This window comes from Neisseria sp. HMSC073G10, assembly GCF_001812605.1.
In the GTDB taxonomy this organism is placed as follows: Bacteria; Pseudomonadota; Gammaproteobacteria; order Burkholderiales; family Neisseriaceae; genus Neisseria; species Neisseria subflava_A.
In genome coordinates this window covers 1-22004 of record NZ_KV809512.1, presented here as the reverse complement: position 1 = coordinate 22004, position 22004 = coordinate 1, and the positions used below count along the sequence as shown (strand labels likewise).

General features: G+C 47.6%; 16 protein-coding genes and 1 pseudogene. 9 read left to right on the top strand and 8 right to left on the bottom strand.

The features are described 5' to 3' along the window. Nucleotides 1-96: 96 nt before the first annotated feature. The 3 genes from HMPREF2865_RS04085 to HMPREF2865_RS04075 are packed head-to-tail and all read right to left on the bottom strand — an operon-like array spanning nt 97 to nt 1891. On the bottom strand, nt 97-294 hold the full coding sequence (locus HMPREF2865_RS04085; protein ID WP_036493982.1) for a hypothetical protein: 198 nt from the start codon (nt 292-294) through the stop codon (nt 97-99). Nucleotides 295-298: 4 nt separating this feature from the next. After that, a complete protein-coding gene (locus HMPREF2865_RS04080; RefSeq protein ID WP_070645759.1) occupies nt 299-589 on the bottom strand; it encodes a hypothetical protein in 291 nt (96 codons plus the stop codon). 45 nt (nt 590-634) lie between these two features. Further along, nucleotides 635-1891 (bottom strand): replication initiation factor domain-containing protein, encoded by a 1257-nt coding sequence (locus HMPREF2865_RS04075; RefSeq protein WP_234395983.1) that lies wholly within the window; start codon nt 1889-1891, stop codon nt 635-637. Between the two features lie 772 nt (nt 1892-2663). Between HMPREF2865_RS04075 and HMPREF2865_RS11550 the strand changes: the two are divergent. The 3 genes and pseudogenes from HMPREF2865_RS11550 to fghA form a co-directional block, all read left to right on the top strand. Further along, nucleotides 2664-2924, top strand: a pseudogene (locus HMPREF2865_RS11550) (CRISPR-associated endonuclease Cas3''); the annotation flags it as partial. 121 nt (nt 2925-3045) lie between these two features. Then, nucleotides 3046-4155: an S-(hydroxymethyl)glutathione dehydrogenase/class III alcohol dehydrogenase gene (locus HMPREF2865_RS04070; RefSeq protein WP_210389847.1), complete on the top strand. Its 1110-nt coding sequence runs from the start codon at nt 3046-3048 to the stop codon at nt 4153-4155. 8 nt (nt 4156-4163) lie between these two features. Beyond that, complete coding sequence (fghA, locus tag HMPREF2865_RS04065) at nt 4164-4991, top strand: S-formylglutathione hydrolase (protein ID WP_070645755.1); 828 nt, start codon at nt 4164-4166, stop codon at nt 4989-4991. Between the two features lie 149 nt (nt 4992-5140). Here the strand turns inward: fghA and rtcR are convergent, their stop codons facing one another. The 3 genes from rtcR to HMPREF2865_RS04050 all read right to left on the bottom strand — a co-directional run bounded on the left by rtcR (nt 5141) and on the right by HMPREF2865_RS04050 (nt 12948). After that, nucleotides 5141-6763 carry an RNA repair transcriptional activator RtcR gene (rtcR, locus tag HMPREF2865_RS04060; RefSeq protein WP_070645753.1) on the bottom strand — a complete coding sequence of 541 codons (1623 nt, stop codon included), beginning with the start codon at nt 6761-6763 and terminating at the stop codon, nt 5141-5143. Nucleotides 6764-6851: 88 nt separating this feature from the next. Next, nucleotides 6852-12179 (bottom strand): RecQ family ATP-dependent DNA helicase, encoded by a 5328-nt coding sequence (locus HMPREF2865_RS04055; protein ID WP_070645751.1) that lies wholly within the window; start codon nt 12177-12179, stop codon nt 6852-6854. Nucleotides 12180-12192: 13 nt separating this feature from the next. Continuing rightward, complete coding sequence (locus tag HMPREF2865_RS04050) at nt 12193-12948, bottom strand: tRNA(His) guanylyltransferase Thg1 family protein (RefSeq protein WP_070645749.1); 756 nt, start codon at nt 12946-12948, stop codon at nt 12193-12195. A 1031-nt stretch (nt 12949-13979) separates the two neighbouring features. On the opposite strand from HMPREF2865_RS04050, the gene HMPREF2865_RS04045 reads away from it, so the two are divergent. Both HMPREF2865_RS04045 and HMPREF2865_RS04040 read left to right on the top strand, forming a co-directional pair. Then, complete coding sequence (locus tag HMPREF2865_RS04045; RefSeq protein ID WP_070645747.1) at nt 13980-15554, top strand: vWA domain-containing protein; 1575 nt, start codon at nt 13980-13982, stop codon at nt 15552-15554. A gap of 88 nt (nt 15555-15642) precedes the next feature. Beyond that, entirely contained in the window at nt 15643-17121 is a 1479-nt protein-coding gene (locus tag HMPREF2865_RS04040; RefSeq protein WP_070645745.1) for an RNA ligase, read from the top strand. A 32-nt stretch (nt 17122-17153) separates the two neighbouring features. Here the strand turns inward: HMPREF2865_RS04040 and HMPREF2865_RS04035 are convergent, their stop codons facing one another. Then, complete coding sequence (locus HMPREF2865_RS04035) at nt 17154-17597, bottom strand: RpiB/LacA/LacB family sugar-phosphate isomerase (RefSeq protein WP_070645743.1); 444 nt, start codon at nt 17595-17597, stop codon at nt 17154-17156. An 86-nt stretch (nt 17598-17683) separates the two neighbouring features. Here HMPREF2865_RS04035 and HMPREF2865_RS04030 point away from each other — a divergent pair, with 86 nt between their 5' ends. The 4 genes from HMPREF2865_RS04030 to cysI all read left to right on the top strand — a co-directional run bounded on the left by HMPREF2865_RS04030 (nt 17684) and on the right by cysI (nt 21484). Next, nucleotides 17684-18337 carry a metallophosphoesterase gene (locus tag HMPREF2865_RS04030; RefSeq protein WP_070645741.1) on the top strand — a complete coding sequence of 218 codons (654 nt, stop codon included), beginning with the start codon at nt 17684-17686 and terminating at the stop codon, nt 18335-18337. Nucleotides 18338-18474: 137 nt separating this feature from the next. Next, entirely contained in the window at nt 18475-18939 is a 465-nt protein-coding gene (gene nudB / locus HMPREF2865_RS04025) for a dihydroneopterin triphosphate diphosphatase (protein WP_070645739.1), read from the top strand. An 84-nt stretch (nt 18940-19023) separates the two neighbouring features. Next, the gene (locus HMPREF2865_RS04020; RefSeq protein ID WP_003678634.1) at nt 19024-19557 is read left to right on the top strand and encodes an inorganic diphosphatase; all 534 of its coding nucleotides are present in this window, start codon (nt 19024-19026) and stop codon (nt 19555-19557) included. A 169-nt stretch (nt 19558-19726) separates the two neighbouring features. Then, nucleotides 19727-21484, top strand: a complete 1758-nt coding sequence (cysI, locus tag HMPREF2865_RS04015) for an assimilatory sulfite reductase (NADPH) hemoprotein subunit (protein WP_070645738.1) — start codon at nt 19727-19729, stop codon at nt 21482-21484. A gap of 162 nt (nt 21485-21646) precedes the next feature. Here the strand turns inward: cysI and HMPREF2865_RS04010 are convergent. After that, nucleotides 21647-22004, bottom strand: a 358-nt coding sequence (locus HMPREF2865_RS04010; RefSeq protein WP_141752514.1) for a transposase, incomplete at its 5' end; no start/stop codon positions are given.

Here is a 22004-nt window from a genome sequence, read left to right as displayed (position 1 = left end):
TTACGGCAAGTGTTCATCAATTTCATGATGTTTTTCCTTTTAAAAGTGTTTGGCGGAAATAATGAAGTTTTTCCAGCGACCGCCGAACGCTGAAAATCAGTCTTTCAAAAATCCAAATACGACAAATTCGTATTGATTGCCGATTTCTTCCAAACCTGCGTTAACAGCTTCTTCAAAATCAAAGAAATAATCTGCATTCGTAATTAATTTTGTATGTCCAATATCGCCCGTATCAGGGGATAAATACAGAAAGTCCCCTGTTGATACGGACTGGACAACATAGACTTTCTGCATTCAATCAGCCTTTCTTAACGGATTGGAAACCGATAACTTTCAGTTTTTGAGTCTTGCCCGTGGTGACGATTTCTACATTGAGGTTTGCTTCGATCGGAAATTGGGCATTTCGGAACTGCTCGAAGTTGGCAGAGCCGCCAAAATCGTATTCAGTAGTAGAGCTGCCCAGTGCGTTGCCTTGGGAGCTGTCTAAGGGTGTGGCAACAATCAGTCGGCAATAATCAAAGTTCTTGCCTTCGATTTGTCCGTTGAACTTTTTAACGCCGACGATGTGGCCTTGAAGTTGGATGTTCATTTTTTGGTTTCCTTGTGTGATTAAACGTCTTTGCAGGCAGACGCTTTAAGCCCATGAAATCGGTAATCCTGAAAATTTGTCGTATATGAAGTTGTTATAGCTTTCTTCATCATTGACTTGTTTTTGCTGTTCAAGCTGCTTTTCCAGACGCGCGTAATATTCGTACATGTCGTAAGGGTCTTTATACGGTTTGAATGCTGGCTGATTATGAATGGCTTGTGCTTTCAAAAACGCGCAGTCATATGCTTCGGGAGCTAAAGACTTGGGCAGCTTGTGATGATTCGGCTCAATCAGTTCAAACAGTTTGGCTTTATCCAATTCGGGAAAAATGAACTTCAGACCGTTGGCCGCACGTCCAAACTGTTTTTTAACCCATTCAAGATAACGATCGGCTGTAATGACTTTGTCTTCTTTAACCGCATGTATGCGCGTTGCCTTTTGGGCGAAGCGTTCGCAAATCGGATATGCGCCGCCGAAATATTCGCCCGGATTCTGTAAAACTTCGAAAGGGATAACGATATCTTTTGCTTTGAATTCAATTTCAAAGCGCGTCCATGTACTTGTTTTATCGCCCAACTGCTTGCCTTTCTCATAGACGCGGACGTATTTGGACGATTCACGGGAGCCGATACCGTAGGTCTTGCCTTTAGTCATTTTGGATTCATCATCTTCTTCCCAGTCAGATCCCAAACATTCGCCTTTGGGTTTGACGTGATGGCAGGTAAACAGACCTTTATTGCGGTCTTCACGGGCTTGGTTCGGGCTGTATTCGCCATTGAAAAAGTCTTTGGCTACGTCAACGCGGGTAATTTTTGGGCGTATTGCGTTGGTCAGTAATGCGAACAGTCGGGATTCCCAGCCTTCCTTTGCTACGCCGCAACCGGTGCCGGTCAATTCGAAAAGGATGGTATTTTGTTGACCGCCGAAGTGAACGCGACCGTACAGGGCGTCTTCTGAACCCATTAACCAGCAACGCTCATAGAAACGACCGCCCGAACCTTTGGACTCTTTGTAGATACCGAAACCGAAAACTTCTTCTGCGAGCATGGAAGCAGCTCGTATGAAATCTTCATCTTCCAAAAGACTTACACGGACACCGTATTTATCGAAAAAGGTTTTTTCATGAAATGAAAAGCTGATTTGGTCGATAAAAGCAGAATCGGATACACCGCGACGGAGCGGAACTCCTAAAAGATTGCCTTTACCATCTAAGATATAAGTTTCGTAACATTCAAAGGATTCTTGGAATGCTCCGGCGTCTTCGATTTCTGTACCCCCCCTGTTAGATGAGGGGGGCGCCATCGGCGCGCGTGAATCCGCCTTTGGCGTGTCGCTTGCGCTGACACCGCCAAAGGCGGCTATACGCGCTTTTGTGTTCATTTCCTTTTTCATTGGAGATGCTCCTTATTCATGATTCCACTTACATATAAACGGCCATATTCGTTAGCGGCGTTTTGTGCATGAAAAAGGTGATCTGGAGAAGAAATAGGGAAATTGATGGTTTTAAGACATTGTGTGTGGTCTTCATCATCTTTGAAGATGCGCACAATAAAAGATTTTGGGAATGTTGGAGGTTCTGGATTTACTGTGTAGAAGACGATGCACATAAAAAAGCCCCTTTGTTAAAGGGGCTTTAGTTATGTTAAAAATGCCCCTGTGATAGGGCGCAATATATAAGGCTGTGTTATACTCGCGTTCACGTTTTTCTCGGGAGCTTAGCGAAATCGGGGCTGTGAAACCTGACAGAGCAAGGCTTTTGAGAGAGGCCCCAGCCGCCTTCGGGCGGCTGTGTGTTGAAACTTCAGCAACTACGAACTCTATGCCGACCTATCCCGTCAGCAGCCTTCGGGAGGCTGTGTGTTCAAATATCGTCCAAGCAGGCCGCTCTTCTTTTGATCCTTCGCTTTCCGAGGCTTTAGTGAAAGCGGTGGGGGATATTAGAAGCAAGTTATAAAGGTTAATCAATAACAATGCCGTCTGAAAAAGTTTCAGACGGCATTTTTTTATTTACATATTAAATTTAATATCATATTATTATTGCATAATATCAGTTTGAATTTTTTAGAATTTCAATATGAAACCCTTAATTTACTACGCCCATTCTGCCCAAGATAAACTCAGCAATCTCTTGCTTTACGAACATTGGCAAACCTTGCAAAGCCATTCGGTCAATGTTGGTGAAGTGGCGGCAGAGTTTGCGCGAGTATTTGGGGCACAGGAACAGGCCTGCCAGATGGGAAAGTTGCATGACTTAGGGAAATATTCGGAAGCCTTTAATCAACGATTGCATGGCGGCCCATCAGTCGATCATGCTACCGCTGGAGCGAAAATTGCAAAAAACGCTTGCTTTAGAGTGGAGGTCAGAGTATAAGCTGTTGCTATCTTACTTTGGCTAGATAACTTTATTAATGAATTAAAAGGCAAAAATAATGGAAAATAAACAAACCAATTCAACCATCAAATCTCGTGCGGCGGTAGCATTCGCACCAAATCAACCCTTACAAATTGTGGAAATCGACGTAGAAATGCCACGCAAAGGCGAGGTGTTAATTCGTAACACGCACACGGGCGTGTGCCATACTGATGCATTTACGTTATCAGGAAGCGATCCTGAAGGCGTATTCCCAGTGGTGCTTGGACACGAAGGTGCGGGTGTGGTTGTTGCTGTGGGCGAAGGTGTGTCAAGCGTAAAACCGGGTGATCACGTTATTCCTCTTTATACCGCTGAATGTGGCGAATGTGAGTTTTGTCGTTCAGGTAAAACCAACTTATGCGTCTCAGTGCGTGATACGCAAGGTAAAGGTTTAATGCCGGACGGCACGACGCGTTTTTCTTATCAAGGCCAGCCGATCTATCACTATATGGGCTGTTCGACTTTCAGTGAATACTCTGTTGTTGCAGAAGTTTCACTGGCAAAAATTAATCCAGAAGCCAACCATGAACAAGTATGCTTACTCGGCTGCGGCGTTACCACAGGTATTGGTGCGGTACATAACACAGCAAAAGTGCAAGAAGGCGACTCTGTGGCCGTGTTTGGTTTGGGCGCGATTGGTTTGGCGGTGGTGCAAGGTGCACGTCAAGCCAAAGCCGGTCGTATTATTGCTATTGATACCAATCCTGCAAAATTCGAGTTGGCAAAACAGTTCGGTGCAACGGATTGTTTGAATCCGAACGATTACGATAAACCGATCAAAGATGTGTTGTTAGACATCAATAAATGGGGCATTGACCATACCTTTGAATGTATCGGCAACGTAAATGTAATGCGTCAAGCATTAGAAAGTGCACACCGAGGTTGGGGACAATCCATTATCATCGGCGTAGCAGGTGCAGGACAAGAAATTTCAACTCGTCCGTTCCAGTTGGTAACAGGTCGTGTTTGGAAAGGCACGGCGTTTGGTGGCGTGAAAGGCCGTTCTGAACTGCCGAAAATGGTCGAAGATTCAATGAAAGGCGACATCCAGTTGGAACCATTTGTGACCCACACAATGACGCTCGATCAAATTAATGAAGCCTTTGAGTTAATGCATGAAGGTAAATCGATCCGCGCTGTTATTCATTACTAAGGTACGCGATGAAACTGATTGAACAACATCAAATTTTTGGTGGTTCGCAACAAGTTTGGGCGCATCATGCCCAAACGCTTCAATGCGAAATGAAATTTGCCGTCTATTTGCCGGATAATCAGGAGAATCGACCGCTTGGTGTGATTTATTGGCTTTCCGGCTTAACGTGTACGGAACAAAATTTCATTACCAAATCAGGCTTTCAGCGTTATGCGGCTGAACATCAAGTGATTGTGGTTGCACCTGATACCAGCCCTCGCGGAGAGCAAGTGCCGAACGATGCTGCTTACGATTTAGGGCAGGGTGCGGGCTTCTATCTTAATGCCACCGAGCAGCCTTGGGCGACGAATTATCAAATGTATGATTATATTTTGAATGAGTTGCCTAGTCTGATTGAGGAAAAATTTCCTACCAATGGCAAACGTTCCATTATGGGACATTCAATGGGCGGACACGGCGCATTGGTATTGGCGCTGAGAAATCGGGAATGTTATCAAAGTGTTTCTGCCTTTTCGCCCATTTTATCGCCTAGCCTCGTGTCTTGGGGGGAGAAAGCCTTTTCTGCCTATTTAGGGAAAGATCGCGAAAAATGGCAGCAATATGATGCCAGCTCGCTGATCCAACAAGGCTATAAAGTACAAGGTATGCGCATTGATCAGGGTTTGGAAGATGAGTTTTTGCCAACACAATTACGCACCGAAGATTTTATCGAAACCTGTCGTGCGGCAAATCAACCGGCCGATGTGCGCTTCCACAAAGGCTACGATCATAGCTATTACTTCATCGCCAGTTTTATTGGTGAGCATATTGCCTATCATGCGGCATTTTTGAAGTAAACCAAAGAGTGATTCGTGAATCGATCAAACGTTGGTATGAACGTTAATTTTCATATTAACGAAAATAAAAGGCATCGGATTGATGCCTTTTATTTTTTATAAATGATGAAAAATAATGCGATTAAAATGAGCTAGCTTGCCCACTCTATTTAAATATCCCCCCATTCCAGTCCAAACCGTTGCAAATACTTTCTCAATCGGTCGCTGTCATTGACTTTTGCTCTTTCTGTTCGGGAGATATTGAACAATGCACGACCGGCAGCGGCCATGTTGGGGTGTTTGTGGCATTCATCGATAACGTGTTGCAGTTGTAGTTTGTCGAACAAATCCAATGTGTCCCAATCGACTTTATCGGGGTAGTCTTGTGCTTTTTCAGATGGCCTGTTATGTAAGAGGCCGTCTGAAAAGGGTTCTTCCGACCATAACCATTTGAGGCGTTCGATTTCGGCTTGGACTTGTTCTACCTGTATCCTGCCTTGTGGCGCGAGTGTGGCTAGGCGCATGATGCTGGCGGCGAGGTCGCGGAAGTTGCCACGCCATGGTGCTTGGTCTGAGTGTGCGAAGTCGAGGTAGGCGGCCAGGGCTTCTTTGTTGAAGCGGGTGGTTCGGCCGAGTTCTTGCGAGGCTAGGGCGAGCTGGTGTTCGACGTTGGGCTCGATGTCTTCGCGGCGGTTGGCGAGTGCGGGTAGTGGGTAATTCCAGATGTTGATGCGGGCGAACAGGTCTTCTCGGAAGCGTCCGGCGCGGATTTCGTGGCGCAGGTCGCGGTTGGTGCCGGCGATGAGTTGGAAGTCGCTTTTGACTTCGCTGTCGCTGCCGACGGGATAAAAGTGTTTTTCTTCAATGGCTTTGAGCAACATGGCTTGCTCGTCTAAGCCCAATTCTCCGATTTCATCTAAAAACAATACGCCGCCGTCGGCAGTTTTCAAATAGCCTTCACGTTTTTCTGCGGCGCCTGTAAAGGCGCCTTTTTTGTGGCCGAACAGGGCAGATGCTGCGCCGTCGCCGCGAAGGGTGGCGCAGTTTACATCGACAAATGTGCCTTTAATCAAATGGCGCGCTTTTTTCAATTCAAAAATCCTGCGTGCCAGCATGGATTTGCCTGCGCCTGTCGGGCCGGAAAGCAGAATGGGGGAAGGGGAGTTGAGCGCGACTTGTTCGATTTCGGCAATCATGCGGTTGAAGGCGGCGTTTTGGGTGGAAATGCCGCTTTTCAGGTAGCGCACTGCGTCATCGCGTACGGCGGCAAGGCGTTCGGCCAGTACGTCGTAACGAGCCAAGTCCAAATCTATGATTTCATAACTGCCGACATTGCCGTCCTCCATACTGCGTCTTTGGTTTTTGGGTGGAGCGGTTTGTAACAGTACGCCGGGGATTTGACGCGATTCCACCAATAAAAACAGACAGATTTGGGCAACGTGCGTACCCGTGGTGATGTGGGTGAGATAGGTTTCTTCTTCTGTATCAAATGGATAGCTTGCTGCCCAATCGTGCAGCTTGGTATAAACCTCGGAGAAGTCCCACGGGTTTGCCAGCTCCATAGGCACGAGATTAACGACTGTGTGGGGTGACACCTGCTGAATATCGGCTTTTACATGATCCGCCAGTTCGCGGTATTTCTCCGCATAAAACAGCTCCATACGGTCGAGATGAAAATCTTGACGCTGATTCATGGCGACGTTTGGCCGCCATTTCAACCAACGGCCCTGACCGAAACCGCTATCCAATACCGTACCGAGAAAGCTGACGGCGACTTGTTTTTTGTTACTCATCTTTTATTCCGTTTATTCCGTTCGAGTCTCAGACAGCCTTGTATTCAAGCTGCCTTCTTCATGTTTGAGATAGCCTGAAAAACTCTTTTTACTCAGGCGGTATCACTAACATAGGAATAACAAGCGTCCATTTTTCCAGCTTTTTCGTACCGATTTTTTCTGGGATACGTTGGCGAAATGATTCTCCTACTTCGTCTAAATAACGTACTCTGAAAGTGTTGGCATAGGCGGTAGTTTTTGTCGGCAACGGTGGTAATTTAACGGTACGGGCAACTTCAATATCATCAGAAAGGAAAATATATCTGCCATCCTCAGTCCGTTTCATTTCCAGTGGATCGTCTTTTTTCAGCTTCGCAGCAGTAAACAGGCGTTGTCTCACAGTTTCGACATTGTTGTGACAAACGATGAAGTCGATATCCAAATCACTTTTGCTGTCGGTTTTTCCCTCGGCTGCCGTGTTTCGATAAGCCGCCAAACGTCTGTATTCGGTATTCAAATCAGGTAATTCGGTAAAGATTTGAGCCACTCTTTCAATATCATCAGGTAGCTTTGCCATCCAAGGATGCTCTGGAGTAGTTTGCAGTAGGGTCAATGTTTCTATGGCACGAGTCATAGCAACGTAATAAAGCCTCTGTTCGGCTTCGTCAGCTCCCTGCCAACCTCCGTCTAAAATGAAGACGTGCTTAAACTCCAATCCTTTGACTGCATGTGCCGTGCCTAGAAATATACCTTCCGAACGGGTTTCATGTTCATCACCTACATACTCGTAGAGCCAGCTTTTCAGAAAGGAGGACGAATATCGGTTAACAGTGCCACTACTGTTTTCACACGACCCGTTGTCTTCTATGGGCGACACTTTGATTTCTGCCTCACGACTCTCTGCAAGGTTATCTGACTTTTCAGGTAGCTTCTCATCTTTCAGTGGATATTCGTTTAAGAAATCAGTTTGTAATTGCCTAAACCAAACGCACCAATTACCCCCACTTTTTTTCACTTGTTCACTAATAAGTTCTGCAAAAGCTTGTGATGTAAGGCCTTCGGTTTGTTTTTCCACGCCATCAATCAGGCGGACAAACTCACGGGTGTGGCGCAATTTGATTTTGCTGCTTTTGTCGGCACTCAAGAAATAAGGTATGCCGTTTTGTTCACACCATGCCTGCAGAGGTTTGAGACTAGCATTATGACGGGATAAAACTGCAATCTCATTCCATGCGACTGCGCCCAAGGTTTTCAGACGACCTATTTCAGTGATAACAGCTTGTCCCTGTATGTTGCTGCTGCTACCGAACGGCAGGCTGATGTGGCGCACACGCCCCTGCCGTATGCTGTCTGTTGCAGCCCATACGCCACCGTTGGGCTGTGTTTGACGTTCAGGGTTGATAACAATCGGATGCAGTGTTTTCAGACGACCTGTCATACCGTTTATCACGCTGTTGGCAGCGCTGATGATGTATTGTGTACTGCGGTAGTTGTAGGTCAAGTAATCGGGTTGGGCAACGTCGTAGTCTTTTTGGAAACGGTGGATGTACTCGTTGCTGGTGCCGTTGAAGGCGTAGATGTTTTGGTCATCGTCGCCGACCGCCAGAATGGTCAGCTTGTCTTCTTCAGCCCGCTTCCTACCTGCAAGCGCAGAAACAAGCCGGTAGTGTTCTTCACTGATGTCTTGGTATTCATCTACCAGAATATAGCGGAAGCCTGCCATGATACGTTCGCGTGTTTCATCGTTACCATCATCGTTTTCAAGGTCGTCTGAAAGCATAGCGGCAGCCTGCCTGCACCATTCTTTAAACTGACTTTTGCCGTATTCTCGGTTGTTGCCGTCAAAGCGCACACCCAAAAGCCGCATTGCCATACCGTCATAAGTCATAACCGTAACGGCAGCAGCAAGAGGGCCGACCAGTCCGAACAGGCGGCGCTTGACCTCCTGCGCCGCCAAACGGTTGAAAGTCAATACAATGATGGCGGATGCGGGAACATGTTGCACCCGTAAAAGGTAGGCAACACGGTGTACAATAACTCGCGTTTTTCCTGAACCCGGTCCGGCAAGAATAAGACGGTTGCTGCCGCTTTGGTCGGTAACAACGGCTTTCTGCATCTCATTCAGTCCGTCTGTAATTTCACGCAGGGTTTGTGGCGATGCAGGCTCGTCCAATTCTTTCAGACGACCTTTAAACCATTTATTCTTAAAATTCTTTTCTTCCAAGCCAAAGTAATCACGCACCAAATTCAACCCTTCAGTAAGATTTTTTAGTGCGCGAAGGGCATATTCCTGCATCACATGGATTTGAAAGCGTTTTTCGCCGTAAAAAATGGAAAGCGGTTTATAGTCCTCCGCAAGATACTGGCGTTTAGCTGAGAGTGCTTTTGGATTGGGTGTAATAGTCATGGCATGTCTCAGAATGGTCATGCCGTGGTTGAGTTTGATAATGCCTTGTTTGTGCATAAATAGCAGTGTCTGCCTGAGCAGAAGCTCGCGACGGTCAGCCGGGATTTGTACCGATAATACCAAATCGTCGGCAAGCTGCTGCACCAATTCACCCATACGGGTTTCAACCATTACGTCTTTTTGACGCACTCCATTGGTTTTTGCCATCAGGAATGGTAAAAGGCACAGACCGATATTACGGCGAAGTTCGGCATTGTTTTGTAGGTTTTCCCAACTGTCGCTTTTGGGATTCTTGAAACGTACTTTCAAAAGGTTGTTGCCAACATCACGGATTTGGAAACTTCCACTGCTGTTTGTTCGCTCTGCTGCTTTATCATCGGCAAGCGACTGCATCAGAAGTTTGATTTCAGCAGGATTGGTTTCTAAACCTACCTCATGCATTTGGTGGCAGACAGCGCTCAATGAGAGGTTTTGCCAAATACCTTGATCTGCTTCTGGAATTTCGTTTTTTAAAATCTGCCAGAGTTTTTCCTCACAGGCGATAACTTGTGCCAGACGTTTGTCGGCAGGCTTTATGTTATCGGTACGCAAAATGATGGTCATATGCGTATCGTTGGTAAGGATACCCAATTCTTCCAGCTTTTTTAGATGACCTCGCAATTCGGTGAAACTACATGCTGTTGCCTGCACCAAATCATCGGTACTCAAAGGCGCGTCCTCTGGCGCTTTAAACACAATTTCGGCAATCGTTTGGTAAATTTCCGAGATACGCTTGCTGAACTTGTTTTTTTCAATAATCGCCAGCGCCTCATCTAGATTCAGACGACCTGAGCGTGCGGGGAAAATACGGGTTTGATTTTCCTTACGCTCCAATAAGTCTGCACGTTCCAACCATGCCAATACGGTTTTGACTTTGGTATCTGCCTGTCTATCATCGCTGTCAAAACTCATGTACTCCTCAGTGTCGCGCAAAATTTCGCCACCTGTTGCCACGATTTCACCGCAATGGTCTTTGCCGTATGCCGCCTGATTCAGCCAACCAACTTTCTTCCATACTGATTTCAAATCGCGCAATTCGATTTGCGACATTTTGCTGATGGAAAACTGCGTATCCACGTCTTTGCCGTCATAAAGCAACACGCATTTTGCATCTGCCTGATCCCTCCCTGCTCTACCCGCTTCCTGCAAATAATTCTCCAGCGAACCGGTAATCTCGGCATGAATCACTAGGCGCACATCAGATTTGTCCACCCCCATACCAAAGGCGTTGGTGGCGACAATAACGCGCAAACTACCGCCAATAAATTGGTTTTGAATATCAGCTTTTTCGTTGTTCCCCAAACCTGCGTGGAAATGCTCACATGCCCAGCCTTGTTCTTTCAGATAAGCCGAATAGGTTTCCGCACTTTTCCGCCGTCCGACAAATACCACGGCTCCACCGCTTTGATGATCAAGTTCACGATGCAACAGTTCGTTGATTTTTTGCTTTTTAAGGTCATCTGAAATTTCCAGCACATCGTAAAACAGATTGTCGCGTTCGTTGTCACCGATAAATTGGCGAAACTCAATGCCCATTTCCTCCCGAAAATGGTGGGTAATATCGGCAAGGACGTCGGGTTTGGCGGTAGCAGTGAAACAACTGACCGGCGCGACCGCACCGTTATTTTTACTGTATTCAGCGATAAATTTGACTGCATATAGATAATCGGGACGGAAATCATGGCCCCATTTAGACAGACAATGTGCCTCATCGAATACCCAGCCGTTGATTTGGCGTTGCGAAATAGCGTTAATAAAACTGGTGTTGCGGAACTGTTCAGGCGCGACAAACAAAATGCCGATATCGCCCAAAGCTATTTTGTCTAAAATTTGGGCGCGTTCAACCACCTCAACCAAGCCGTTAAGCATAGCAGCGCAGGTAGCTCCTTTTTTCTCCAAACCGTCCAACTGATCTTTCATCAGCGATTGCAAAGGTGAAACAACTATTGTCAAGCCTCCGTTGCGGTAGTAGCGGTTGAGTGCTGGCAACTGATAACACAAGGATTTGCCGCCGCCCGTGGGCAGCACCGCCAGCGTATGCAACCCCTTCATACCTGATTGCACCACAGCACGTTGTCCACCATCAAATCCTTTTACATCGCGAAAAGTCGGTAGTTTGAAATAACGCTGTAACTGCGCCTCCGGATTGAGTGTATCCTGACAATAACGGCATTCCGTACTACCGCAATCATGGTCACGCAATTCGGCAATCAGCCGAGCCGTATCGGGAAACTGGTGCCTCACCCACGGAGCTAACACAGAATTACCACCAGAGACATTTAACCAAGATAAGGCATAGCCGAGGGAAGGATATATAGCAGGATTACGGATGTCTGTTTTCATTAACTCCAAAAAACGTGTGCGGCAGACTTTCAGACGACCTTGATCATTGTTGTCCTGCATCATCAACCAAATAGTGTCGATCAGTTTCTTGACATCTGGCGATGTATCACGCTCGGGAATCATAATGTCTTCTGAAAGACGATACGGCAGGGGTATATCAGACAGGGCTGTCCACAGCGCAAACTCCTCGGGCTTTTCGGCTTTGATTTTTCCGAACGCAGTGCATTGGTCTTGAAAAAGCTGCCAGCAAGCGTGACAGTCGGAGAGTGGGGAATTAATTTCAGAAGAGATGATTTTATGGTTTTTGATTAGTCGGTGATACGGATTTTGCGGAAATGCCAAAGGCGAGAGCCACAGCGTATCGATAACAGGCACTTTAAGCCATGCGGCTTCGGGCACTACGGCCTTCAAATATTTTAAATCGTGCCCGAGGATGTTGTGCCCCATCAGCCACTTTAATCCACTGGTCAGATGAGCCATTTCACACAAGGCGGTATGAAAACCCTTTTCTCCACGAAAAGCTTTTTCAAAAAACAAACCTGAGTCGGGGCGGAATGCACCGATTTTGAACGGCTTGTCGGTTTTTGGATCGACTTCCAAATCAATGATAAGAACAGCGGGGATTTGTCCTTTTGTAGCAGTATTCATTTTTAGACGACCTCTAAACAATTCTTTCCAATACAAACACGCCGTAACCATCGCCCAACGGCAGCTCGAAATCCGTATGCAGGATTTGGCGTTTTACTTGTACAGTTTCGTCAGTTTTCGGATTAAAACCTTCTTTTAAGGCCGTCTGAAAATACACACCGAAGCCGCGTTTCTGCCATGCGGGCAATTCGTTGAAATTGATATTGTGTTCAAACAGCAAATCATGTTTCTGCGCGCGCGTGAGACCGCTGACCGCTTCTGTGGCTCGGGATACGCTTTCTCCTTTCTTGCGCAGCATCCAATAGCAGTGGGCGTTGAGCGCGTTGCGGTATGAGTCTTCGTGCCGCCAACGGAAATAATCGACCACCAGTTTTTCGTTCGGCAAAACGCAAACTCTGGCATCAAAAGCGGCGGTCTGCCCGTGCGCCACAGAAAAGGCGGCGCTGGCCTCACCAGCCAATACCGAAATGATTTTGCGCGTTTTGCGTTTGAACGTATCGTCGTCTCGACGCAGCAATAGTGAAATTTCATCGCTTTCCGAATAGCCGTACACCACATTGAAGCCACATTTCATCAAATGACGGACGGTGTGCGCCATCAGGTCGCGGAAACGAATGTCGAACGGGGCTTCAAACTGCCAAATTTCCTTGGTTAGTCGTGTAAAACCACGCCCGTCTAAGCGTACAACAATAAAATTTTCCTGTGGTACGCAAAAGTCATAAGCGGTTTCGTATTGTCGCAAGCGTTTGTCCAAATCATCGAATCTCATCATATATCCTTGTATATTTTATTTTCTATATAACTATCTATAAATATATTTTTTAGTATTCTACGCTTCTTGTCGATAAAAGCCACTTTAAAATATATTTTCTTTATATTCAATAAATTAAAAATTATTTTTATAAAAATTTTATTCTTGGCACGCTGTTGGCTATGTTGTGAATGTAACGATACAGCAGATGCTTCGGGAAATACAGTTACCGGAGAAAAATTTTCCGTAAATTTAGTTGCTGTGTGGTTACAGGGCGAATGCCAACAAGACTACATTTGGATTAACAGGTTCGAATCCTGTCTCGTCTAATAGACGTTGAACGTCTTGTTTATTTAGTCGCCCACCCTTTTTCAATATGGCAGGCAAATGCCTGGGGAAACTACAACATGGATATCCTTATGTCGCAGGTTCGAGTCCTGTCTCTGTTATCCACAATAGCAGAGTAGCTCAGTTGGTAGAGCCAAGGCATGTTTCCCTTAAAAACTTGTTGCGTGCCATATTATTTTTACGGCAGCAGGCGGATGCCTGGGGAGAGTACATTAACCTTTCACGTTAAAACCGTTTCTCTTCATGTTTATCCGCTACGCTGCAACCCATTCGAGGCCGTCTGAAATATTCAGGCGGGCTGATATAAAAACTGTTTTTGGTGCAAACGGCAAATGCCGGAGGAATTACAGCCTGTAAAGCTCGAGGTCGCGGGTTCGAGTCCCGTCTCTGCCGCCAACTATGGCAGAGTAGCTCAGTGGATAGAGCGCGTAAAAATTTCTCCACTCTTTGTTGCCCAATGTGCCACCCCTTATGGGCGAATGCTATTAGGATTACATTCCTTTCTTGCTACAAACCCGAATGATCCTAATTAAACTGGTCGCCCTACGGCAGTAGGCGGATGCCCGGAAGAGAATACATTAGCTTTCAGTTAAAAACGCTTCTCTTCATCTTTAGCCGCCACGCTGCCACCCATTCAAGGCCGTCTGAAAAACAAAGCTAAAACAAGTTCAGACGGCCTCAAACCAACAATATGAAAGAAAATGAAAATGGCTAATACTAATTTGTTTCAATCTATTAAAAACCGTTTGATTAAAACCGATACCTATAATGAAGCCGGCGGCATCGCCTACACGCTGACACCCAAACAACAGCTGGCACAGCTTGCCGCTACCGGTTGTCTGAACAATACCTTCTATGCTGATGCCCAAAGCCAGCTTGACCAAGTGTTGAAATTGGCAGAAAGCCTAGATGTCGAGTTTATCGCCAAAACTGCCGTATATGCCCGTCAAAAAGGTTTTATGAAAGATATGCCAGCGCTGTTGCTTGCCGTGTTGGCGCAAAAAGACGTGAACATGCTTGCCCGCGTATTCGACCAAGTGGCGGACAACGGTAAAATGTTGCGCAACTTCGCGCAAATCATCCGAAGCGGCGCGGTCGGCAGAAAATCCTTCGGCAACCGTCCGAAAAAACTGATGCAGACCTGGCTTTTGACCGCCACCGAAAAACAATTGTTGAACGCCGCTATCGGCAACGCCCCGTCGCTGGCGGACGTGGTCAAAATGGTGCATCCCAAACCGCGTGAAGCATGGCGTGCCGCCTGGTTTGCGTGGCTTATCGGCAAACCGTACGACCGCGAAGCATTGCCGCCCATTACCCGCGCCTTTGAAGACTACAAACAAAGCCGAGAAGGCGAATTGCCCAACGTTCCTTTCCAAATGCTCACTGCTTTAGACTTGAACAGCGGCGACTGGGCGCAAATCGCCCATAACGGCTCATGGCAGCAGGTTCGTCAAAACCTGAACACTTTCCTGCGCCACGAAGTGTTTGCTAAAAGCAAAAACATCAAAATGGTGGCAGAAAAACTGCGTGACGAAACCGCCATTGCCCGCGCCCGCGTCCTGCCTTATCAGTTGCTGACCGCGTATCAGGCAACATCTAATCAAATGCCGTCTGAAATCCGCGAAGCCCTGCAAGATGCGATGGAAACCGCCGTACAAAACGTACCGGTAATCCAAGGCAAAGTCGTGGTTTGCCCGGACGTCTCCGGCTCTATGCACAGTCCGGCTACCGGCTATCGCGGCAGTGCATCCACCAAAACCCGCTGTATCGACATCGCCGCGCTCGTGTCCGCCGCTATGTTGCGTACCAATCCGCAAGCCCGCGTGATACCGTTTGAGCAAATCACGGTAAACGTGAAGCTCAACCCGCGCGACAGCATCATGACCAACGCCGAAAAACTCGCCAATGTCGGCGGCGGCGGAACAGCATGCAGCGCACCGCTTGCCATGTTGAACCGTGAAAAAGCCGACGTGGATTTGGTTGTCATCGTATCAGACAACGAAAGTTGGGCAGATGACAGCCAACGATGGGGCGCAACAACCAGCCTGATGAAAGAGTGGGACATTCTGAAACGACGTTGTCCGGAAGCCAAACTCGTTTGTCTAGATATCCAGCCCTACACCAAGGCTCAAGCACGAAACCGTCACGATATCTTGAACATCGGCGGCTTCTCCGACCAAGTATTCTCCCTGATTGGTTCCTTTGCCGAACGAGGCATGGGTACAGATTTCTGGGTAGAAGAGATTGAGAAAACGCCGTTGGCAGCTGTGAACTGAAGCTGAGGCCGTCTGAAAAAAGGGTGAAAATATTTTTCAGACGGCCTATTTATTCAGGGTAAGCTGAGAAAAAGAATAAGGAAACAAAATGCAAAAATTTATCTTAATCCGCGGTCATCAAGGTTCGGGAAAATCGACGTTTGCCGAACAAAAAGCCGCTGAATTTAAAGCGCAGTATCAGGATGCGGAAGTGGTCCGTATTGAAAACGATTTGTTCATTACCGATGAATACGGTGAATATCGTTGGTCGGGCGAAGCAGTGGATAAGGCGCAAAAACGCGGCAATGCTTTGATGACTGAAACTTTGAGACTTGGACGCCAAAATCCGAATCGAAATATTTTGATCATTAATTCCAATACCAACCAAAAAACTTCGCGTTGCCGTCATTTATTGGATCAGGCGGAGAAAAGCGGTTTTGAAACAGAGATCTACCGATTGCACAATTTCTATCCCAACCTGCACGGCGTAAAAGAGCATGATGTGTTGGCGGCGTATATCAAGTTGAACCAAAACCGTGTGGCAAACGAAATCCATATCGAGGCCGTGCAACCGGCAAATGCGGAGCAGTTAGAAAAAATCGAACAGATGCAGGCTATTGAGCATAAGCCGCTGGTGTTTGATGAGGCGCAGCAAACCTTTGTGACCGATCACTATCTGCAACACGGCAGCCGTAACTTTACAGCCAAAGCATCCAAGCGTTATCCCGAATTGCGCGTGTTGAAATACGCCCGCAGCGTGTTCTATAACAACCGCTTTGATGATGCTTTGCTGGAAATGCGCGGTTTGATTATCGACGCGCATAATCGAATCATCGTGCGCCCGTTTAAAAAAGTGTTCAATTATTCGGAACGTATCGCCAAAGGCAGCCGTTACCCGATCCGCGTCGGCGACGAGCGATTGGTGGATGCAGTGGTAAAAGTGAACGGCTTCCTCGGCTGCTGCACTTTCGTCTCGCTTTCAGACGACCACCCGTCCAAAGGCGCGGCGTTTGACGGCAAAGTGCTATATTCGACTACCGGTTCACTTGATAGCGCGTTTGCCGATATGACCGCCGCACACTGCGCGCAATACGAAACCTTGTTCCGCGCATATCCGAACCATACTTTTTTGTTTGAAATCACAGATGCGAAAGATGTACACATCATCCGCGAAGAATTGGGCGAAACCTTAATCGGCTGCATTGACGTGGCGACCGGCCGTCAATTTTCTGAATCGGAATTGGACGAAATCGGCAAACAATACGGAGTGCGCCGTCCTGAAACGCTGAAAAACATCACGTTTGGCGAGCTGAAAGGCCGTCTGAAAAACGTGGAACACGAAGGCTTTATGGTATTTGATGCCCTAAACGGCGAAATGCTGTTCAAACTCAAATCGCCGTATTACCTGATTTCCAAGTTTTTAGGACGAAGCAACGAAGGCAATATTGGCCGCAAACTTGATAAACGCCACCTTGATGAAGAATTTTACCCTTTGATTGACTATATCCACGAGCATCAGGAAACATTCAATGCCATGTCGGAATTGGATAAAATCGCGTTTATTCAAGCGTTTTTGAGACAGTTGTAAGGCCGTCTGAAAATATATGTAGCAATGCGTATTTATTTTCCGCGCTCGTATGCTTCAATTTCGCCGACTTTAGGTGCATAGCCGCTGCTTGTGTCGTGGCGCAAATCCAACCAAATATCCACCAACGCCCAAGCGGCCGGCGCGGCAATCACGTTTTGCCCCATACATAAAACTTGCGCGTTATAGTTTTCCACCGAGCCGCGGACAGTAAGCAAATCATGTGCTGTCGCCGCTCGTATGCCGCGCACTTTATTGGCCGCGATTGCCGTGCCCACGCCGGTGCCGCAAATCAATAGCGCACGGTCGGCGCGTCCTGCCGCAACTTCTTCGGCTGCGGCAAACGAGAGTTGCGGATAGCTTCCTTCTGGCGAGGATAAATCGACCAAGCTGCTGACGCGCGTGTCGTTTTGCAGATGCGCTTTGAGCGCGTCTTTCAATATTGCGCCGTTGGCCGGCGCGGCAATAACCAAACGCATAAAAACTCCTTGAAGCACACAATAAACATTACTCAGCATACGCCCGCGCGTGATACGATTCAAGCCTGCAACGCAGAGAACACGGCATGAGCAAAACCTACTTCACATCCGACCTACATTTCTCACATAAAAACATTGCCAAATTCTGCCCGCAATTTCGACCGTTCGATAACGTGGAGCAGATGGATGAATTTTTAATCCGGACATGGAATGAAACCGTTACGCCTGAAGATACGGTGTACAACTTGGGCGATTTTTCCTTTGCCCAAGACCATAAGCAGATAGAGCGCGTTTTGTCGCGGTTGAACGGGCAACATCACTTGATTTACGGCAATCATGATCATGTGATTCGGCAGCATGCCGATTTGTTCCGCAGCCAAACCAAGCATGACGGCCATCCGCTGCTGTCGTCCATACGGTCGTATTTGAAACTCAAATTGCCGGAAATTAAGAATACGCTGGTTCTTTTTCACTATCCGATTCAGGAGTGGGACGGCTGCTATCAGGGTTGGTATCACTTATACGGCCATTTGCATGACAGGGTGGCGGAAATCAAAGGGCGTGCTTTAAATGTTGGATTCGATTTGCACGGCCGCTTTTTGACGGCGCAAGACGTCGATAAGTTTTTGTGTGATTTGCCTAAAATTTCGTATTTTGGCGAAGTAGGCTTGAAGGCCAACTCGCCGGAAGAAGCGGCTGAGCTGGTGTCTCGGAAACTGGTGCAGTTAAATCAGGTATAATTTCAGACGGCCTTTGCGGATTTCCGGCAAAGGCCGTCTGAATATCAATTTCCCATTTTTGAGTGATACATGGAAAACCTTTTGGCTTACTTACTACAAAAAATCAGCCTCCCTAACCAAACCGGCAAGGACAAGTCATGAGCGGTAAGCCTCTGAAGTATCCCGTTTCCGCTTTGGTTGTTTTGTATGATAAAGACGGCAATATCCTGCTGATTGAACGTACGGCGCCGCAAGGTTTTTGGCAGTCGGTTACCGGCAGCATGGAAGAGGGCGAGTGTATCGAAGAAACCGCATGGCGCGAAGTGTGGGAGGAAACCGGTATCCGCCTGGCAGACGGCCAGCTGGAAAACTGGCATGACAGCACCGTTTATGAAATCTATCATCACTGGCGCCATCGCTATCCCAAAGGCGTTTTTGAAAACCGCGAACACATCTTCTCCGCCCAAATTCCGCGCGATACGCCTATCGTCCTACAACCGGACGAACATGTTGCCTACGGTTGGTTTGGCGCAGAAGAAGCGGCGGAAAAAGTGTTTTCCCCTTCCAATAAACGCGCAATTTTAGAATTGGTCAAAAGGCTGAATGCCAAAAAGGCCGTCTGAATACGACAGTTTCACATTTTCAGACGGCCTTGGGTTTGCTATACTTTCGCCGTTTGACTCTCTTTAAAATCAAAGGAAACCATCATGGCAGACTTCAACAAAATCCTGACCCCGGGCGACGTGGACGGCGGCATCATCAACGTTGTCAACGAAATCCCTGCGGGCAGCAACCACAAAATCGAGTGGAACCGCAAACTGGCCGCCTTCCAACTCGACCGCGTTGAACCGGCAATTTTCGCCAAACCGACCAACTACGGCTTCATTCCGCAAACTTTGGACGAAGACGGCGACGAATTGGACGTATTGCTGGTGACCGAGCAGCCTTTGGCAACCGGTATTTTCCTGGAAGCACGCGTTATCGGCGTGATGAAATTCGTTGATGACGGCGAAGTAGACGACAAAATCGTCTGCGTTCCAGCCGACGACCGCAACAATGGCAACGCCTACAAAACTTTGGCCGATTTACCGCAACAACTGATCAAACAAATCGAGTTCCACTTCAACCACTACAAAGACCTGAAAAAAGCAGGTACCACCAAAGTTGAGTCTTGGGGCGATGTAGAAGAAGCGAAACAAGTCATCAAAGAATCTATCGAACGTTGGAACAAACAAGCCTAATCGGTTTGTCCCGTCCAATATCAAGGCCGTCTGAAAGCAAAGTTCAGACGGCCTTTTTATGTTTCTAATCAATATAACAAAATCGTCTTTAAAACAAACAAACCATTCTTTCTCATTTTCAGACGGCCTCATTAAAGTAACGCCTATACCAAAAATAAGGAGTGCTTCAATGACTGCTACCACAACCGATCCACGAGCCAAGCTGCCTGAGACGCCTTTGTCCGGCAACGAAGCCTTAAAAGAGCGCAGCGATTATCTGCACGGTACGATTAAGGAAGAGTTGAAAGACGACTTTACCGGCGGCTTTACTGCCGACAACTTTCAGCTTATCCGCTTCCACGGTATGTACGAACAGGACAACCGCGATATCCGTGCCGAGCGTACCGAACAAAAACTTGAGCCTTTAAAAAACATGATGTTGCGTTGCCGTTTGCCCGGCGGCATCATTACGCCGAAGCAGTGGCTGGGTATCGACAAATTTGCCGGTGAAAATACGATTTACGGCTCTATCCGCCTGACCAACCGTCAAACCTTCCAATACCACGGCATTTTGAAAACCGATTTAAAACAGGCACATCAGGCATTGCACAAACTAGGTCTCGATTCCATTGCCACAGCCAGCGATGTCAACCGCAATGTGTTGTGTACCAGCAATCCAGTGCAAAGCACTTTGCACCAAGAAGCCTATGAATGGGCGGCGCGCATCAGTATGCACCTTCTGCCGCGTACCATGGCATATGCCGATGTTTGGCTGGACGGCGAAAAAGTGTTCTCGACCGAGCCGACCGAGCCGCGCAATAAAGAAATTGCCGACGACGTAGAGCCGATTTTGGGTAGAACCTATTTGCCGCGCAAATTCAAAACCGCCGTCGTGATTCCGCCCGATAATGATGTGGACATTCATTCCAATGACTTGGGTTTCGTGGCGATTGCAGAAAATGGCAAGTTGGTGGGCTTCAATGTATTGGTCGGCGGCGGTTTATCCAGCGAACACGGTAATACCAAAACCTATCCGAACACTTCTTACGAATTTGGTTTCGTACCGCTCGAATATACCCTCAACGCCGCCGAAGCCGTCGTCAGCACCCAGCGCGACTGGGGCAACCGCAGCGACCGCAAAGCCGCCCGTACACGCTATACGCTGCAACGCGTGGGCGTGGATGTGTTCAAAGAAGAAGTCGAAAGGCGCATGGGCATTAAGTTTGAGCCCATCCGCCCTTACGAATTCACGCATCGCGGCGACCATATCGGCTGGGTACAAGGGCATGAAGGCAACTGGCATTTGACTTTGTTTATTGAAAACGGCCGTCTGCTCGATTATCCCGGCAGACCGTTGAAAACAGGTATACGCGAAATTGCTAAAATCCATCCCGGCGACTTCCGTCTGACAGCAAACCAAAATCTGGTGGTTGCCAATGTACCGCCCGAATTGAAAGACACAGTTGATAAAATCGCCAAAGATCATGGCCTTATCAGCAAATCGATTACCATCCAGCGTGAGAACTCGATGGCCTGCGTTGCCTTGCCGACTTGCCCGCTGGCAATGGCAGAGGCCGAGCGTTTCCTGCCGACATTCTCCGATAGAATCGACGAAATGTTCGCCAAATATGGCTTGGAAGACGAATACATCGTTTTGCGCGTAACCGGTTGTCCCAACGGTTGCGGCCGCGCCATGCTGGCGGAAATCGGTTTGGTCGGTAAAGCAGTCGGCCGCTACAACCTCTACGCAGGCGGCAACCGTGAAGGCACACGCATTCCTCGTCTGTTTAAAGAAAACATTACCGAACCTGAAATCCTTGAAATTGTCGAAGGCTGGGTAGCAGATTGGTCTCGAAACCGACTCGATGATGAAGGCTTCGGCGATTTTGCCGTCCGCACCGGTATTGTCAAACCCGTATTGGATGCACCTCACGATTTCTGGGCATAACGCATACAGACAGACCGAGACCTTTGCAAAATTCCTTTCCCCCAACAGCCGAAATCCAAACACAGGTTTTCGGCTGTTTTTGTTTCAAATATCCACTGATTCTACTCAAATACCCCCTTAATCCCCCTTGGATACCTGATTAATCAGGCATCCGGCCGCCTTTTAGGCAGCTACAGGCGCACTTAGCCTATTGGCGGCTTTCAATAGGTTCAAACACATAGCCTTCAGGTGGCTTTGTGCACTCACTTTGCGCAGACCAAAATAGGCTGCCCGGGCATAGCGGAACTTACGGTGCAGCGTGCCGAAGCTTTGTTCGACCACATAACGGGTCTTTGACAAATATCGGTTACGTTTGGTTTGCGCTTCCGTCAGCGGACGGTTACGGTGGGCTTTGCGCATAATGCCGTCCTGCAACCGATGTTCTTCCAGATATTGCCGGTTTTCCGTACTGTCGTAGCCTTTATCGGCATAGACGGTCGTACCTTCGGGCAGTCCTTCCAACAAAGGCGACAGGTGTTTG